Source organism: Sulfitobacter litoralis, assembly GCF_900103185.1.
In the GTDB taxonomy this organism is placed as follows: Bacteria; Pseudomonadota; Alphaproteobacteria; order Rhodobacterales; family Rhodobacteraceae; genus Sulfitobacter; species Sulfitobacter litoralis.
In genome coordinates, this window is the sequence record NZ_FNJD01000021.1 from 47,352 (window position 1) to 62,884 (window position 15,533).

Annotated in this window: 17 protein-coding genes and 3 pseudogenes; 17 read left to right on the forward strand and 3 right to left on the reverse strand. The window is 57.0% G+C overall.

The annotated features are described in order from the left end of the window. Positions 1 to 201 precede the first annotated feature (201 nt). The 3 genes and pseudogenes from BLQ98_RS14785 to BLQ98_RS14795 form a co-directional block, all read right to left on the reverse strand. A pseudogene (locus BLQ98_RS14785) lies at positions 202 to 1,175 on the reverse strand (Tn3 family transposase); the annotation flags it as partial. A gap of 8 nt (positions 1,176 to 1,183) precedes the next feature. Further along, positions 1,184 to 1,941 (reverse strand): IS5 family transposase gene (locus tag BLQ98_RS14790; protein ID WP_093734042.1). Its coding sequence is split into 2 segments (ribosomal slippage): positions 1,184 to 1,623 and positions 1,623 to 1,941, totalling 759 coding nucleotides; the frame shifts between segments, so codons are not numbered across the junction. Between the two features lie 74 nt (positions 1,942 to 2,015). Next, positions 2,016 to 2,789, reverse strand: a pseudogene (locus tag BLQ98_RS14795) (Tn3 family transposase); the annotation flags it as partial. Between the two features lie 91 nt (positions 2,790 to 2,880). On the opposite strand from BLQ98_RS14795, the gene BLQ98_RS14800 reads away from it, so the two are divergent. The 17 genes and pseudogenes from BLQ98_RS14800 to BLQ98_RS14875 all read left to right on the forward strand — a co-directional run bounded on the left by BLQ98_RS14800 (position 2,881) and on the right by BLQ98_RS14875 (position 15,470). Then, positions 2,881 to 3,132, forward strand: a complete 252-nt coding sequence (locus BLQ98_RS14800; RefSeq protein WP_244148447.1) for a hypothetical protein — start codon at positions 2,881 to 2,883, stop codon at positions 3,130 to 3,132. Positions 3,133 to 3,343: 211 nt separating this feature from the next. After that, entirely contained in the window at positions 3,344 to 3,697 is a 354-nt protein-coding gene (locus BLQ98_RS14805) for a hypothetical protein (protein ID WP_047997994.1), read from the forward strand. Positions 3,698 to 3,787: 90 nt separating this feature from the next. Beyond that, entirely contained in the window at positions 3,788 to 5,227 is a 1,440-nt protein-coding gene (locus BLQ98_RS14810; protein ID WP_141135344.1) for a multicopper oxidase family protein, read from the forward strand. Between the two features lie 40 nt (positions 5,228 to 5,267). Next, positions 5,268 to 5,723: a DUF411 domain-containing protein gene (locus tag BLQ98_RS14815; protein ID WP_093734044.1), complete on the forward strand. Its 456-nt coding sequence runs from the start codon at positions 5,268 to 5,270 to the stop codon at positions 5,721 to 5,723. Between the two features lie 66 nt (positions 5,724 to 5,789). Next, positions 5,790 to 5,924 carry a hypothetical protein gene (locus BLQ98_RS18600; protein ID WP_007121580.1) on the forward strand — a complete coding sequence of 45 codons (135 nt, stop codon included), beginning with the start codon at positions 5,790 to 5,792 and terminating at the stop codon, positions 5,922 to 5,924. A gap of 149 nt (positions 5,925 to 6,073) precedes the next feature. After that, a complete protein-coding gene (locus tag BLQ98_RS14820; protein ID WP_037929512.1) occupies positions 6,074 to 6,499 on the forward strand; it encodes a c-type cytochrome in 426 nt (141 codons plus the stop codon). Further along, positions 6,496 to 7,092, forward strand: coding sequence for a DsbE family thiol:disulfide interchange protein (locus tag BLQ98_RS14825; RefSeq protein ID WP_093734045.1), 597 nt, complete (start codon positions 6,496 to 6,498; stop codon positions 7,090 to 7,092). Before BLQ98_RS14820 ends, BLQ98_RS14825 begins: the two co-directional genes overlap by 4 nt. Further along, positions 7,089 to 7,601, forward strand: coding sequence for a TlpA family protein disulfide reductase (locus tag BLQ98_RS14830; RefSeq protein ID WP_037929516.1), 513 nt, complete (start codon positions 7,089 to 7,091; stop codon positions 7,599 to 7,601). Before BLQ98_RS14825 ends, BLQ98_RS14830 begins: the two co-directional genes overlap by 4 nt. An 82-nt stretch (positions 7,602 to 7,683) precedes the next feature. After that, positions 7,684 to 7,974, forward strand: a complete 291-nt coding sequence (locus BLQ98_RS14835) for a hypothetical protein (RefSeq protein ID WP_093734046.1) — start codon at positions 7,684 to 7,686, stop codon at positions 7,972 to 7,974. Then, positions 7,974 to 8,678: an SCO family protein gene (locus BLQ98_RS14840; RefSeq protein ID WP_093734047.1), complete on the forward strand. Its 705-nt coding sequence runs from the start codon at positions 7,974 to 7,976 to the stop codon at positions 8,676 to 8,678. Before BLQ98_RS14835 ends, BLQ98_RS14840 begins: the two co-directional genes overlap by 1 nt. Further along, entirely contained in the window at positions 8,675 to 9,166 is a 492-nt protein-coding gene (locus BLQ98_RS14845; protein ID WP_093734048.1) for a hypothetical protein, read from the forward strand. Before BLQ98_RS14840 ends, BLQ98_RS14845 begins: the two co-directional genes overlap by 4 nt. A gap of 130 nt (positions 9,167 to 9,296) precedes the next feature. Beyond that, a protein-coding gene (locus BLQ98_RS14850) for an IS3 family transposase (protein ID WP_093734049.1) occupies positions 9,297 to 10,648 on the forward strand; the annotation gives its coding sequence in 2 pieces (ribosomal slippage) (positions 9,297 to 9,633 and positions 9,633 to 10,648; 1,353 coding nt in all). Between the two features lie 136 nt (positions 10,649 to 10,784). Then, entirely contained in the window at positions 10,785 to 11,291 is a 507-nt protein-coding gene (locus BLQ98_RS14855; RefSeq protein ID WP_208596074.1) for a hypothetical protein, read from the forward strand. Between the two features lie 132 nt (positions 11,292 to 11,423). Continuing rightward, positions 11,424 to 11,852, forward strand: a pseudogene (locus BLQ98_RS14860) (sigma factor-like helix-turn-helix DNA-binding protein); the annotation flags it as partial. Positions 11,853 to 12,453: 601 nt separating this feature from the next. Next, positions 12,454 to 13,461: an IS30 family transposase gene (locus BLQ98_RS14865; protein ID WP_093734050.1), complete on the forward strand. Its 1,008-nt coding sequence runs from the start codon at positions 12,454 to 12,456 to the stop codon at positions 13,459 to 13,461. A gap of 101 nt (positions 13,462 to 13,562) precedes the next feature. Further along, the gene (locus BLQ98_RS14870; protein ID WP_244148448.1) at positions 13,563 to 14,258 is read left to right on the forward strand and encodes a hypothetical protein; all 696 of its coding nucleotides are present in this window, start codon (positions 13,563 to 13,565) and stop codon (positions 14,256 to 14,258) included. Positions 14,259 to 14,337: 79 nt separating this feature from the next. After that, positions 14,338 to 15,470, forward strand: a protein-coding gene (locus BLQ98_RS14875; protein ID WP_425263962.1) for an IS3 family transposase whose coding sequence is annotated in 2 segments (ribosomal slippage) — positions 14,338 to 14,617 and positions 14,617 to 15,470 — 1,134 coding nt in all. Because the reading frame shifts where the segments join, the coding sequence is not laid out codon by codon here. The last annotated feature ends 63 nt before the right edge of the window (positions 15,471 to 15,533 follow it).

Here is a 15,533-nt window from a genome sequence, read left to right on the forward strand (position 1 = left end):
AGGACGAAACCATACACTTCGCATCAGCCCAGGCAAAATCCAATGACTGCTTCCAGGATATGCGCAGATGTCGAACGGCATGTTTGCCGCAGTTGCATAGCGATGCTGCGTCAGCAATAGCCGCAACTGCATAAGTTTGGTTTGTCCGCACTGTGTGAGTCCATGCGCCTCGTAGCCAAGGTCCGCTGTCCTGCGTATCATTTTTTTTGGCCATTTGTATTCTCCTGTCAGCAGAATGTGCGCCCACCCGAGTGGCGATGTATGCGCAAGGAGGTCAGGCTGAATAGGCAGGCCCGCGTCTTGGCGCTGCACCACCGCCTCACCGAGCCGGGCGGTGTTCCAGTATATGACGATGGCCGCCAGCAGATTGAGCGCCGCCATACGATAGTGCTGTCCTTCGGTCGTGCGGTCTTGTATTTCGCCCTGCCTGCCGATGCGCAGAGCATTCTTCAGCGCGTGATGCGCCTCACCTTTGTTCAATTCGATCTGCACTCGCCGCTGCATATCCGCGTTGAGTACCCAATCCAGCATGAACAATGTGCGTTCGACACGGCCGACTTCCCTCAAAGCAACGCGAGATCGTTCTGGCGTGGATACGAAGCCAGTTTGCGGAGGATTTGGCTTGGCGCGACCGTCCCCGCCGTCATTGTGGCTGCAATCCTGAGAATGTCAGGCCAGTTTGACGCGATCAGGCCTTCGCGGATTTTGCCGCCAATCATTCCTTTAAGGTTCTGTGGCGTTCCTCCGGCATCGGACACATAAAGCCGCTTTGATGGCAGATCCCAGATGCGCGGAATGAACCGATGGCCCAGGATCGACGTGACCGCAAAGAGGTGATCAGTGAAGCCGCCTGTGTCCGCATATTGTTCCTTGATCCGTTTGCCGACATCATTGTTCAGCAACCCATCAAGGATGTAAGCTGCCTCGCTGACCGTGGCCGGAATGGTCTGAGATGCAAACGGCGCAAACTGGTCCGAAACATGCGTGTAGGCTTTCAGCACCGGCTCATTTCCGTATTTGGCATTGATCAGATTCATCGCCTCGCCTTGTCGGGTGGTTGGAAAGAACTGATCGTCGCTGGATGCGGTTATCCCCATGCCCCAGAACTACGCCATAGGTAGTTTGGCCTGAGCGTCCACGATATTCGCAAGCGCCCGTCCGTAGGCTCCAGACTCATTGATGATCAAAGCCAGAACAAGACGGTCGCGGCGAGTGCGATGGCTGAGAGGAAGACCTTCGGGCATCTGTCGTAGCGAGTGGCAACCCGGCGCCAATCCTTCAGGCGACCAAACATAATTTCGATCCTGTTACGACGTTTGTATCGACGCTTGTCGTATTTGACGGGCTTTGCTCGCGACTTCCGGCCAGGGATGCACGGCTTTATGCCCTTGTTTTGCAAGCCTTCACGGAACCAGTCGGCATCATAACCTCTGTCGGCCAGAAGCCATTGCGCAGGAGGAAGACTGTTCAGCAATGCCGCTGCACCAGTATAATCGCTGGCCTCGCCTGCGCTCATGAAGAAGCTGATCGGGCGGCCGTTTTCATCTGTGACGGCATGCAACTTGGTGTTCATGCCGCCCTTTGTTCGGCCAATCAGGCGACCGCGCCCCCCTTTTTCAACCCAAGGCTCGAAGCCGTGCGGTGTGCTTTGAGATAGGTCGCGTCGATCATTACCATCTTCGGAACTGTCGCCTCAGAGGCCAACCCCTCCATCATCCTCGCGAAGACGCCCATGTCGCCCCACCGCTTCCATCGGTTGTAGAGGGTCTTTGCCGGGCCGTATTCCTTCGGCGCGTCGGACCACCGCAAGCCATTGCGATTCATGAATATTATTCCACTCAGAACGCGCCTGTCATCCACGCGTGGCTTGCCATGGCTCTTTGGAAAGAACGGCCGAAGCCGCGCCATTTGTTCGTCCGTCAGCCAGTAAAGATTGCTCATAATGCCCCCAGATTTTGGGAGTTTGAATCATGCAAGCTTGGCAGCCTCAAGCGGATTAATGGGTCTGGAGCCTAGGCTTCACTTTCAATGTGCCACCGCGAAATACGCATCAATTCCCAAAACCCATGCGAATTACTCGCCTTAGCCATCTTGCTCAATCCAAGATTCAAGCCTTCCGAAAGCAGCACATTCAGCAAGCCAATCCGATCCTTCGGCGGTGCCCCTGTCCGTAGATGTGTGAACGCATCGGTGAACCCAGTTGCATCATCGACCAGCAACATGATGTCGGTGATGCGCGTATCCGGGACACGCTTATACAGATCAAAGAGCAGATCAGCCGCGCCGTTCGGGTTTTGTGTAGGCAATCGGCTGAGCTGCAGGACACCGTCTTCGATGGCCCCGCCGGGGATCGTTCCGCGTTTCGCCGCCTTTGAGAGTTTTTCCAGACCGATTTCCATCTGGGCATGGCGGTCTGCCAACCATTGCTCGGGATCAAGCGGCACAGCAAGCCGCGCATTTGCCGCTGCCGTTGTTGCGGGAACCAGAACCTGCTTGAGATCACCGTAGCGCTTGGATTGTGCCAGCCAGATATCGCCGGATCGGAAGGCGTCCCGCAAATGGAACAGAACCGCCACCTCCCACAAGCGTTGATCACTCGGTTGCTGCATCTTCAGGTGCTGGTGCCACTTCGAGGTGCGTCGCAGAAAATCTGTTGGCACAGAATGCCTTGCGCCATTTTTGATCAAATCGATGGCAGCCAAGAGCGGCGTAGCCACATGCGCCCCGTCGATCTTAAGAAGATGGAGCATTCTCGGGACATAGCGCCGGAATCGGTTATGACCCTGCACCGGTGCGGCACACGCGCAGGAGGTCGAGGTCTGGCGCGACGAAACCACCTTTACGCTTGCACCCGGCGACAGTGCCGAGTGGAAGCTGGTCATGGAAGAGGGCCAGACGGAAGAATACCGAATGCTGGTCGATGGCGGGCGTGTGAACTTCAACATGCACGGCCATGGCGAGGGCAATTCGGTGACCTATGAAAAGGGCCCCGGTTCGACGGGCGACGAGGGCGAGATCATCGCGACATTTGACGACGAACACGGATGGTTTTGGCGGAATCGGGACAGCCAGCCCGCAACCGTGACTGTCCAGGTGCGCGGTGAATACACCGAATTCAAAGACGCAAGTTGACACAAGGGCAGCCACCAGCATGAAAGGATGCGGGTGGTTGCCTGGCTCCGAAAAAGACCTTGGATGAGTCCGCAGTCTCGCCTCAGATTTTCCCCCGAAACCAACCTCGGGCATCCGTTGGCCAATCAGTCAGTACCCGCGTGGCAATGTCACGCCTATGTTACAGGATACTTCTTGACCTCCCCCTACTGGAAGCTTGCATAAGAACTGCATGATCCGCTTTTTCCGCCTCATTTTGATTCTTGCATTGAGCTTCGGTGCCGTGGTTGCGCCGGATGTATCGGCAGTGAATGCGGCTGAGGCAGCAATGGCTCAGATGGCGGGCGCCGAAAGCGCGGACGACCATTGCAGCGGATGCGATCCGATCGGATTTGCTGACGGGATATCCTGCGAGGGTGGGTGTACAGTCCCTTGTGGCGCGGGAAGTACGGCCGGTATCGTAGCTCGTACGTCAGCGATGACGCTTGAGATGGCCTTCGGAGTTGTCATCCCGGTCGCGGGACCTGTGATCCCGATTGGCTCGGTTCCCTCCCTTGATCCATTTCCTCCCAAGCTGCCTGTCTGAACCTGATAACGACCTCGCTTGTTGCGGGGCCTGACCGTTGCCTTGGCCGAAGCTGGCTGAGTGCGACCCTTTCAGATCAAGGCAGAAGTAATGACCCTCAACAGACTGATTTCACGGCGGCACGTGCTGTGCACCGGTGCCGCTTTCACGGCCATATCCGCTCTGTCACCGGCACGAGTAGCGATGGCAGGTCCGACAGAGGACCCATTCTTGCTACGCGCTGCGGCCGGACAAGCCGCCCTGCGACCGGCACCCTACGGCTCTACCGACGTCTGGAGCTACAACGGATCCCTCCCCGGCCCCGAGATCCGGGTGCTGCAGGGAGACCGAATTCGGGTTCTGGCCGAGAACGGGCTAAATGAAGGGACGACGGTCCACTGGCATGGCATTCGCACACCCAATGCGATGGACGGCGTGCCTTTCCTGACACAGGACCCGATCCCGGTCGGTGGCAAGTTTCTCTACGAATTCGATGCGCTGGACGCAGGTACGTTCTGGTATCACCCGCACCAGCGCAGTTCAGAACAGGTCGGCCGTGGCCTTTACGGGCCGCTGATCGTCGAGGAGGCGGACCCGATCCGTGTGGATCGCGACCTGACTTGGATGCTCGATGACTGGCGCATGACCCGAGAAGGACAGATTGCCGGGGACTTCGGAAGCCGTCACGACGCCATGCACGGCGGCCGCATAGGCAATTCCGTGACCATCAACGGCCAGATGCCGGAACGCATCTCCGTGCGATCCGGAGAACGCATCCGCCTGCGGTTGATCAACGCGGCGAATGCCCGGATCTTCGGGCTGAATTTCAGTGGTCTTGCGCCGGTCGTGGTCGCTCTGGACGGTCAACCCGTATCACCTCATGTACCAGTCGATGACATCGTGGTGGTCGGTCCGGCCATGCGTGTCGATCTGGTGATTGATATGATCGGCAAGCCCGGAGAGAGCCTGACCATCACCGATGTCTTCTACAGGGATCTGGAATACCGTCTGGTCGATCTCGCCTACGGGCCGGATCGGTTACGGGACGCGGTCCCGGACTGGTCGATGGCGCTGCCTCCCAACCCGCTGGCCGAACCCGATATGCAAGCCGCCACGCGGCATCAGATCGTCTTCAACGGCGGCATGATGGGGCAGATGATGATGGGCGGCGGCATGGGGTCCATGATGGAGCAGATGCGCGAAGGCAACATGTGGTTCATCAACGGCAAAGCAGCAACGGGGCACATGATGGATCCATTGCTGCTCCTGCAGCAGGGCACGTCGCATGTGCTCCAGATGGACAATCGCACCGCGTGGCATCACCCGATGCATCTTCATGGACATTCGTTCCGTGTGATCGCACGGAACGGACAACCGACACGGCATCGCGAATGGCAGGACACCGTCCTGTTGGCACCCGAGGAACGGGTCGAAATCGCCTTCGTGGCGGACAATCCGGGAGACTGGATGTTCCATTGTCACATCCTCGAACACCAGGCGGCCGGCATGATGGGCATCATACGTGTCGATCCTGGCACGACCAAAACCTGAAACAATCTCACGTAACGATCACCACGAAAGGAAAGAACCGATGAAGAAACTAATTGGACTTGCCAGTCTTGGCACCGCAGGTGCTGCCGCTGTCTTTGCAATGAGCCTGAATGCCGCGCCTGCCGCAGCGCAAGAGGCCACGCTCTACAAGAACCCGCAATGCGGATGCTGCGAGAGCTATGCGGACTACCTGCGCGAGAATGGCTTCACGGTCGAGGTAAAGCCGACCCATGATCTTGCTCAGATCAGCCGTGATGCAGGTATCCCGGACGATTTCCAGGGCTGCCATACGACCTTTCTGGGTGACTACGTCGTCAGCGGTCATGTGCCAATTGATGTCGTCAGCAAGTTGCTTGATGAGCGCCCGGACATCGCCGGTCTGACACTTCCCGGCATGCCGTTGGGATCGCCGGGTATGGGGGGCGCGAAGCAGGAACCGTTCAAGATTTACACCGTCGAAGAAGGTGTGAACCCGACCGTATATGCGGTCGAATGATCAATTGCGCGGTCTGGTGCGATCCCGTGCCTGACCGGTTTCAAGGGAAAACAAAGGATGAAGTGCATGATGATGGATGGTGGAATGATGGGTGGCGGCATGATGATCGCGATGGGACTGGTTTGGTTACTCATCGTGGCGGTGCTGGTGCTCGCGGCAATCGCCTTGGTCAAATACATCCGCTCGGACAGCGGAAAATAGAAATGCGCCAAGATGCGGAATGAGGGCGACAGCAACGGCGACGGCCTGTTGTCGATGGGGATTGGTCTGGGGGCGTCCGTCCTGCTTGTCGTGGCATCGATAGTCGCACTCTCGTTGTATTTGGATAGCCAGAAGAAGGCACAAGCGACATGAAAATTACCATTAGGCTCGCAGCACTTTTGCTGGCTGCAACGGTCTTGCCCGTTTCGGCGCAGGATGACTCGCTCGCGGGCGAACGCCTTTATCAGGAGAATTGCGCCAGTTGCCATGGCGCAAACCTGGAGGGGCAGCCCGATTGGCGCTCCAGATTGCCGAACGGCCGGTTGCCTGCCCCGCCGCATGACGCCTCGGGCCATACTTGGCACCATACGGACCGCGTGCTTTTGGACATCGTGAAGCGCGGAACGGCGGCGATTGTCGGGAATGGCTATGAAAGCGACATGCCCGGTTTCAAGGAGGTGCTGACGGATGAAGAGATCACGGCGATCATCGATTACATCAAGAGCACATGGCCCGATCGGATCCGCGCTTCGCAGGAAAGCCGTACCCTTGCGGATGAGCAGGTGCAGCCATGACGCAAGAGGTCGTCAGCAAAATCGACCCCGTACCGCGGCGCAGGATCTCCGGGTTTGTGCTGGTGCCGCTGATAGCTTTTGCCCTCATGGTCTTGTTCGGCTGGGGGCTTTTCAGGGGCGGCGACGACTTGCCATCGGCGCTTCTCGACAAACCTGTGCCGGAGTTTGCGCTTGCTCCGGTGCTCGGCCGCGAGGAAGGTCTTTCGACGCAGGACCTGATCGGCCATGTCTCGCTGGTGAACGTCTTTGCCTCGTGGTGTGTGCCCTGTCGGGCCGAACACCCGCTGTTCATGGAGCTGAGCGCCACCGGTGAGGTGCCGCTCTACGGGATCAACTACAAGGACCCACCCGAGCAGGCGCGCGCCTGGCTCGACGAATTGGGCGATCCCTACGCGCGCATCGGGGCCGACATCGACGGACGTGCTGGCATCGAATGGGGCGTTTACGGCGTGCCCGAAACCTATGTCATCACGTCCGACGGCGCCATTGCCTACCGCCATGTCGGCCCCATCACGCGAGCGATTCTGGAGGAAACCCTTTTGCCGATCGTCCGTGATCTGAAAACCCAAGCTGGCAAGGAGCCAACGCCATGAAATATCTCAAAACGGCGCTGCTCGTCTGGGCATTGTCCGTCGGCACGGCGTTTGCCGGGCCGCAAGGCTTCGCACTGCACGACACGCCGCAGCCGGTGATCAATGTGCGCTTCGAGACCGAGGACGGCAGCCGTGGGGACATGGAGGATTTTCGTGGCAAGGTGATCCTCGTGAACGTTTGGGCAACCTGGTGCGTCCCCTGCCGGGAAGAGATGCCGACGCTGGATGCACTTCAGGCGGAACTTGGCGGCGACCGTTTCGAGGTTGTCGCCCTGTCCATCGACAGGGCCGGGTCGCCCGTCGTGCGGCGGTTCTACGACGAGATCGGTGTCAACAATCTCAAGATGTATGTCGACAAGACCATGCTGTCGATGACCGCGCTGCGCACCGTCGGTCTGCCGACAACGATCCTGATCGACGCGCAGGGGCGGGAGCTTGGGAGACTGGTCGGCCCGGCCGAATGGGATGATCCCGAGATGGTCTCCTTCTTGCGAGGCTTTATCGAATAAGCGCCCCTGAAAGAGCGCCGCCCGCCCTTGACCGTCCAGTTCTCAAAATGACCAGTACTCAAACTTCAAAAGGATTTTCCGGATGACCGACATATCATCTTCCAACGATGCGGGCGCCGTCGGCACCGAAAGCGCCGGCAACCGGCTCCGGTGGTTGCCGCGCAGACGATTGCTGTTCGTCGGTGCGGCAACCGTGATGGGCGGCGGCATGGCCCTGAACTGGGGATGGCTCACCGCGATCGGTCTCGCGCCTGTCCTGGTCTCGCTGGCACCCTGTGCCGCGATGTGCGGGCTTGGTCTGTGCATGAAGGGCGGGTCCGGCGGGAAATGCAACGATGCGGGTGGTGGCAAGCCCGATCAATCCGAAAGGTGATGCAGTTGATTATCTATCTAACCCGGCGCGCCGCCTTGGCGACACTTGCGGCCACGATCTCCTCTGCGGCCTCCGCCGATCATCCGGGTGAAAATCTGGATGCGCGGATGTTCGAGATGGAGCCATATTTCCAGGCCATCGACGCAGCACAGGCCCCGGATTTCGAGTTGCAGAATGCGGAGGGCAATTCTGTGCGCCTGTCCGATTTCAGCGACAAGGTTGTCATCCTGCATTTCATCTACGCCAACTGCCCGGATATCTGCCCGCTCCATGCGGAAAAGATCGCGGCGGTCCAGGCTTCGATCAACGACGGGCCGATGAGGGATCTGGTGCAATTCATCTCGATCACAACCGATCCCGTGAATGACACGCCTGACGTTCTGCGCGGGTACGGGGACCGGCATGGGTTCGATCCGACCAACTGGGTCATTCTGACCAAACGGCCTGATCAGGCTGAGGACGCGACGCGCCTTCTGGCGCGGGACTATGGGCTAGAATTCACGATGACCACCGACAGCGACATGATGATGCACGGTGCGGTCACCCATGTCGTGGATATCGGGGGGCGGTTCGCCGCAAAGTTCCATGGCATGGAATTCAAGAATGTGAACCTGATCCTCTATGTCAGCGAGTTGATCAACAAGGCCCAGCACCGACGTCGCGAACGCGGTTGGTGGGATCGGCTGACGGGGGCGTTTCAATGAGCGATATCGCGATTGGCGTTATGCAGTCCGCGCCGGATGGAATTTCCCTGACAGCACTCCGTCGGTATTTTTTGGTGATCATCCCGGCTAATCTGATCTGGGAGTTCGCCCACTTGCCGCTCTACACGATCTGGAACGAGGGCACCTGGGGTGAGATCATCTTCGCTGCGGTTCATTGCACGGGTGGCGACATCCTGATTGCCATGAGCGCGCTGATGCTTGCCTTGATGCTGACGGGCCGCAGCTGGCCCTTCGTGAATCCGACACGACGATCGGTGACCGTGCTGACAATATTGTTCGGGTTGGGATATACGCTGTTCAGTGAATGGCTCAACATCGTGATCCGCGCGGCATGGGCCTATTCGGACCTGATGCCGATCATTCCGATTCTCGATGCAGGGTTGTCGCCGGTATTGCAGTGGATCGTCATCCCGCTGATTGCCTTCTGGTGGGCGACGCGACCCTTCAGCGCCGAGCATAAAACATGATGGATATTTCCGGCATCGGCATCTTCGCGGCCTTTCTGGCGGGGGTGTCTGACGTCAGCACCTGTGGGACAGATTTGATGATTTGAACAACGGAGGGTTTCTGGTTCATCGTAGCCTTTAAGGAGCGAAGATGAACAAGAAGCCCGGAACATCGAAAGATGCAGCTGACAAGCTGGTCAAAAACATCCGCCGCAAGACCCGCCAGACCTACTCGGCGGAGGAGAAGATCCGCATTGTTTTGGCCGGATTGCGCGGGGAGGAAAGCATCTCGGCGTTATGTCGCCGCGAGGGTATCTCTGACAGTCTGTATTATACTTGGTCGAAGGAATTCCTTGAGGCTGGAAAGCGACGCCTTTCCGGGGACACAGCGCGTCAGGCGACATCGCCTGAGGTGAAGGATCTGCGATCCGAGGCCGTGGCTCTGAAGGAATGCGTGGCTGACCTAACCCTTGAGAACCGTCTGCTCAAAAAAAGCATGACAGGGGCTGGGGAGTTCGAGGAATGAGATATCCTGCGTCTGAGAAACTGGAGATCATCCGCACCGTTGAGGGATCACATCTGCCGGTGAAACAAACCCTCGACATGCTGGGCATCCCACGCACGACATTCTACCGATGGTATGATCGCTATGTCGACGGCGGGTTCGATGCGCTGGCTGACAGATCCCCACGCCCAGGATCGGTCTGGAACCGCATCCCTGATGCTCGTCGTGATGACCTGATCGAGTTCGCGCTGGAACATGAGGCGCTGACCGCACGCGAACTGGCCGTCAAATATACTGATGAGAAGCGGTATTTTATATCTGAATCATCGACTTACCGCATTCTAAAAACTGCCGATCTGATCACGGCACCCGAGTATGTGGTGATCAAGGCTGCCGATGAGTTCTCGGACAAAACCACGGCGATCAATCAGATGTGGCAGACCGACTTCACCTACTTCAAGATCATCGGCTGGGGCTGGTATTACCTCAGCACGATCCTGGACGATTACAGCCGGTATATCATTGCCTGGAAGCTCTGCACGACCATGCGGGCCGAGGACGTGACAGACACCATTGAGCTGGCTCTTACGGCGTCTGGCTGCGACCAAGCCGTGGTCCGACACAAGCCGCGCCTGCTCAGCGACAACGGGTCGTGCTACATATCCGGCGACCTGGCCAAATGGCTGGGGGACCAGAAAATGGATCACGTTCGCGGTGCGCCGTTCCATCCGCAAACCCAGGGCAAAATCGAGCGCTGGCATCAAACCATGAAGAACCGGGTTCTACTGGAAAACTACTACCTGCCCGGCGATCTTGAACGCCAGATCGGGGCCTTCGTCGACTATTACAACAACCAGCGCTACCACGAGGGCCTGTGCAACGTCACACCCGCTGACGTCTATTTTGGACGTGACAAAGCCATCATCAGAGAAAGGGAAAAGATCAAGAAAATGACAATCCAAAGCCGCCGCTTGCAACATCAAAAACAAGCAGCATAATCAATCACGCAACCGAACCAGAGCCTCCAATGTTTAAGCCGCTCTGATGTCCCATTTTATATGACGACGGACAGCACCGGTTGGGGATCACGCACGTGAACCCTCGCTTTCAACACTGCCCGATGGTCGGATCGTGATGAGTTGGACCGAAGGTAACAACGCCGTTCGGATGGCCCTGTTCGATGGCACCTCTTGGACGGAGGCGCGTACAATTCATCAATCTGAGACACTGTTTGTGAACTGGGCCGACTTTCCGTCAGTCGTTGGGCTTAGCGATGGGACGCTTGCAGCGCATTGGTTGGAATTGAATGGGCCGGGCAGCTATCAATACGACGTAAAGATCGCTTTCTCCTTCGATGAGGGTTTGAACTGGACAACGCCAATCATACCCCACGATGACCGATCAAAGCGTGAACATGGTTTCGTGTCGCTAATCCCTGATGATAGCGCTGGTTTGACAGCTCTTTGGCTAGATGGTCGTGCATACGATAATCAAGCCGCAGAGGACAGCTATGAGAATGCCATGCAGGTCCGCGCACGTCGCATTGCGCCGGACGGTTCAATGGGACCGGAAAGCCTGCTCGACCCACGCGCTTGTACGTGCTGCGCGTTTCGCATGATGGCGGGCGCTGATTTCAGCTGATCGTGGGCAGCGATTTCATGGGAAGGCGGGCACCTGTTTCACGCGATCGCGGGCAGTGATTTCACGCGATCATGGGCAGGACTGGCCAACGAACTGCAGTTACTCCACCTCCTGAAGAACAGGAGGATTGGGATGCCGACAGGACGTTTGACCATGCGCCGTATTCGGGACGTATTGAGATTGAGATTTGCCCAAGGGCTGAGCGAGCGTGCGATTGCCGCCTCGCTGGGGCTTGGGAAAGGAAGTGTTGGGACCTATCTGCGCCGCGCACGTGATGCTGGGTTGGCGTGGCCACTGCCGGAAGGTCTGGATGACGACAGCCTCGAGCTGTTGCTGTTTCCAAACGCGTCAGATGTATCTGACCCAGACCGCCCGGTGCCGGATTGGGCGGTGATTGATAAAGATCTGCGTCGGCGCAGCGTGACCCGCATGCTGCTGTGGCAGGAATATCGTGCGCAGCATCCCAACGGGTTTGGCTACACTTGGTTTTGCACCCATTTTGAGGCGTGGAAGGGCCGCGTCCGGCCAAGCATGCGGCAAACACATGTCGGCGGCGAGAAGGGGCGGTGAAAGTCAATATTCCGTCCTACTCTTAGAACCCCGCAAACGGATTATTCTAGCCTTGGAGGTTTATCGCTGCGCGAGAATCTCGTAGCCAAACAATCTGGTCACTAGAGCTTCGAAATCGTGAAATCTTTAGATCAAGAGCGCAACAATTGGACCGTCGAGGAATCGCTTCAAGATCGTCGGTAAACCATGGATAAAGATCCCGTCATTATTTACGGGACTGGTGTGATTGTTGTAGGTGCTTCAAGTTGTTGTGCGCCTTACTGTTTTCGAAAACATGCTGCGAAGAGACAGCGAAGGTGGAGTTTGGACTTTGTGACATTTAGCCAGATTGAATGACCGCATTGGCAACTTGAGCTGCAACGCAGCGACAAACCTGCCGCATGCGCGAAGCCGTGCTGCGTCAGCGAAATATGAAAAACGAATGACGGCATTGTCCCGCGATGTGCACCTTTACCAAGCATAAGCGAAGGTCGGCATTAGCCGGAGAAGAAATAACATAAACTTCATTATGCGTAGTTATGCTTAGTATTGGGCACATTCCATTTTGGATTGCATCACTAGATAAATTTCTGATGCAGATCAGGAGGATGTGATGAGACGACCCTACCGCAAATTGAACTTAGATGAACGCAGAATCTTAGCACAGATGCTGCAGGCGAAAGCGACGAAGACCAAGATCGCTGAGGTGCTTGGCCGTGACCGCTCTACGATCCACCGTGAGATCAAGCGCAACTGGTGGCACGATGAAGACGTTCCGCAGGCTGATGGCTATTGGCATGTGACAGCGCAGACGCTCGCAGATCGGCGTCATCTCAGGCGCCGCAAGCTGGAACAGCACGAGGATTTGCGCAACGAAGTGATCGGCAAATTGAAAAACGGCTGGTCGCCCGAACAGATTGCGGGCCGTTTGAAGATCGAACCGCGTGCTCCTTACCGAATTTGTCACGAGACGATCTATCAGTACGTCTATTCCGAGAATGGTCAGTCTCAAGAACTTGGCCGGTATCTTCCTGAACGCCAAAAGAAGCGTAAATCACGCTACGCACGCAAAGCCCGTGATCGTGTGTTCCCCTTGAAAACAAGCATTCACAACCGCCCTGATGTGATTAACGACCGCAGCCAGTTCGGCAACTGGGAAGGTGATTTGATGATCTTTGAGCGCGCGCAGGGCAACGCCAATGTCGCCACGCTGATCGAGCGGAAGACGCGCTACACCCTGCTGCTGCGCAACAACGATCGCAAGTCACGACCACTGATGAATAAGCTGATCAATGAAATGTCACCCCTGCCCGCTAATGCGCGGCGCAGCATCACGTTCGATCGGGGTTTTGAGTTCACATCCTGGCGTGAACTGCACAAAGGCATGGGCACCAAAGCGTGGTTCTGCGATCCACAGGCACCATGGCAAAAAGGCTCGGTTGAGAACATGAACAAACGGGTGCGCCGATACCTGCCCCGAGACACCGCTCTGCTGTCGCTCCCAAATCGGTATATGAAGTCGATTTGCGACCGCCTAAACGCGACACCGCGCAAATGTCTGGGCTATCGGACCCCGGCCGAGGCCTTTCGAGATGAACTGATGAAACTGGAGGAGACATGAGCTACCTTACTCAAGCAAACCGATGCAATCGAAATGGAACTCACATTGCGATAGTATATTATCGCATGTATGCTGAACTCCTCTCCCGGAGGTTTCGCAGCATGCACCATCTAATCAAGAAGCTTCTCCCCTCGGTCGCTGTCGCTTTGACTGTGACAGGTTTTACGCTGCCGGCACCCGCCCGCGCGCAGACATACCCGATTGACTGCGCGATCCTCTTGTGCCTGTCTGGCGGCTGGCCTGCATCCGTCCCGTGCGCCCGGGCTCGCGCCGAATTCATCAGGCGGATCACGCCCTGGCCAGTGGAACCGCCGCTGCAAATCTGGCGCTGTCCCATGGGCGCCTCCTATGAGAACGATCGGCCACCAAAAAACGCTGGCCGCATCTTTGAAGCCTTGTACCAGGCGGACAACCGTCGACCGCTCCAATCCTTGCCAGTCGACGATCTCGTGCCCACCGACGAGGCACTCCGGCGCGTTCAGGACCGCGCAGACCTCGATATCAGCGGACCTGAGTTCAATTTCGTGCGTTCCATCCGCGTCTTCGATGTACGGTATGCACGACAGCACGATTCCGGGCGCGATGGTGACTGCAACCGAAGCGCGACCGTGGTTCTCGGCACCTATGGGACCCAAGGCGATTTCTCATGGCAGCGATCTTCCATAACTGCCCTGCCCGAGGCGCATGTGGGACTTGAACGTTGGGGCCAGAATTGCCCGGGTATCTATCACCGATCTGTCTTCGTCGATTGGCGTGACTATGAGGGCAACTACGGCTTCGAACAGGTGAACTACTAGCGCTGACAAAGACAGAGGTGGTCGCGGAAATTCGGACCGGCTGTTAAGATGGATCGCATGATGAAAGTGACGATCCAAAATGACAAAACGAAAGAACCATTCGCCAGAATTCAAAGCCCGTGTTGCGCTTGAAGCGATCCGTGAGGAGATGACGCTGGCAGAGCTGTCCAAGAAATACGGCGTTCATCCGACTCAGATCGGCACATGGAAGCGGGCGGCGATAGAAAATATGGCGACGGCATTCACGCGCCGAGGTGCTGCACCAGAACAGGTTAACGCGGCTGAAGTCGATAAGCTGCATTCCAAGATTGGCCAACTCGTGGTGGAGCGAGATTTTTTGGCCGATGCCTCGCACCAACTTCTCGGGACGCGAGGCAAAAAATGGTGAGCAAGGACCACAAGCTGAGCGTCCGCCGCCAATGTGCCCTGCTAACGCTGACGCGGTCGAGTCTTTACTATGAGCCAAAGGGCGAGAGTGCCGAGAACCTGCGGTTCATGGGGATCATTGATAAGCAGTTTTTGGAAACGCCATGGTATGGGTCACGCCAGATGGCTCGATACATGAAGCGCAATAATCACCAATGTGGCCGTCACCGTGTCCGGCGGTTGATGCGTCTTATGCGTCTGGTTCCGATTTATCAGGAACCCAACACCAGCAAAAAGCATCCGCAGCATAAGATCTGGCCATATCTGTTGCGCAATCTGGTGATCGACCGCCCGAACCAGGTCTGGTGCGCTGACATTACATACATCCCGATGCAGCGTGGTTTTCTGTATCTCGTGGCGATCATGGATTGGCACAGTCGCAAGGTTCTGAGCTGGCGATTATCGAACAGCATGGACGCGGGGTTCTGCATCGAGGCCCTGAAAGAGGCCTTGGCCAAACACGGCGCGCCGGAAATATTCAACACGGATCAGGGAAGCCAATTTACCAGCGGCGACTGGATCGACGTGCTCATCGAGGCAAAGGTAAAGATCAGCATGGATGGCAAAGGCGCATGGCGCGATAATCGCATGATCGAACGGCTGTGGCGGTCATTGAAGTATGAATGCGTCTACCTGCATGCCTTCGAAAGTGGTTCAGAGACAAAGGCTGGTATCAGAAAGTGGCTGGCCTATTACAACGGCGAACGCCCGCACTCCACGCACGGAATCTTGACCCCTGACGAGGCATATGACAGCAAGACAGAACCAATGAGATTAGCGGCCTGAAATGAAATCCTGATCCATCTTAACAAGGCTGCATACTGGTCGAAAATCCAGGACCACCTCTGA

Excerpts from the sequence above, each read along its gene's own strand:
- BLQ98_RS14800 (WP_244148447.1), top strand. The coding sequence starts at position 2,881 with ATGGAAGAGGGCCAGACGGAAGAATACCGAATGCTGGTCGATGGCGGG.
- BLQ98_RS14805 (WP_047997994.1), top strand. The coding sequence starts at position 3,344 with ATGATCCGCTTTTTCCGCCTCATTTTGATTCTTGCATTGAGCTTCGGT.
- BLQ98_RS14810 (WP_141135344.1), top strand. The coding sequence starts at position 3,788 with ATGACCCTCAACAGACTGATTTCACGGCGGCACGTGCTGTGCACCGGT.
- BLQ98_RS14815 (WP_093734044.1), top strand. The coding sequence starts at position 5,268 with ATGAAGAAACTAATTGGACTTGCCAGTCTTGGCACCGCAGGTGCTGCC.
- BLQ98_RS18600 (WP_007121580.1), top strand. The coding sequence starts at position 5,790 with ATGATGATGGATGGTGGAATGATGGGTGGCGGCATGATGATCGCGATG.
- BLQ98_RS14820 (WP_037929512.1), top strand. The coding sequence starts at position 6,074 with ATGAAAATTACCATTAGGCTCGCAGCACTTTTGCTGGCTGCAACGGTC.
- BLQ98_RS14825 (WP_093734045.1), top strand. The coding sequence starts at position 6,496 with ATGACGCAAGAGGTCGTCAGCAAAATCGACCCCGTACCGCGGCGCAGG.
- BLQ98_RS14830 (WP_037929516.1), top strand. The coding sequence starts at position 7,089 with ATGAAATATCTCAAAACGGCGCTGCTCGTCTGGGCATTGTCCGTCGGC.
- BLQ98_RS14835 (WP_093734046.1), top strand. The coding sequence starts at position 7,684 with ATGACCGACATATCATCTTCCAACGATGCGGGCGCCGTCGGCACCGAA.
- BLQ98_RS14840 (WP_093734047.1), top strand. The coding sequence starts at position 7,974 with ATGCAGTTGATTATCTATCTAACCCGGCGCGCCGCCTTGGCGACACTT.
- BLQ98_RS14845 (WP_093734048.1), top strand. The coding sequence starts at position 8,675 with ATGAGCGATATCGCGATTGGCGTTATGCAGTCCGCGCCGGATGGAATT.
- BLQ98_RS14855 (WP_208596074.1), top strand. The coding sequence starts at position 10,785 with ATGAGTTGGACCGAAGGTAACAACGCCGTTCGGATGGCCCTGTTCGAT.
- BLQ98_RS14865 (WP_093734050.1), top strand. The coding sequence starts at position 12,454 with ATGAGACGACCCTACCGCAAATTGAACTTAGATGAACGCAGAATCTTA.
- BLQ98_RS14870 (WP_244148448.1), top strand. The coding sequence starts at position 13,563 with ATGCACCATCTAATCAAGAAGCTTCTCCCCTCGGTCGCTGTCGCTTTG.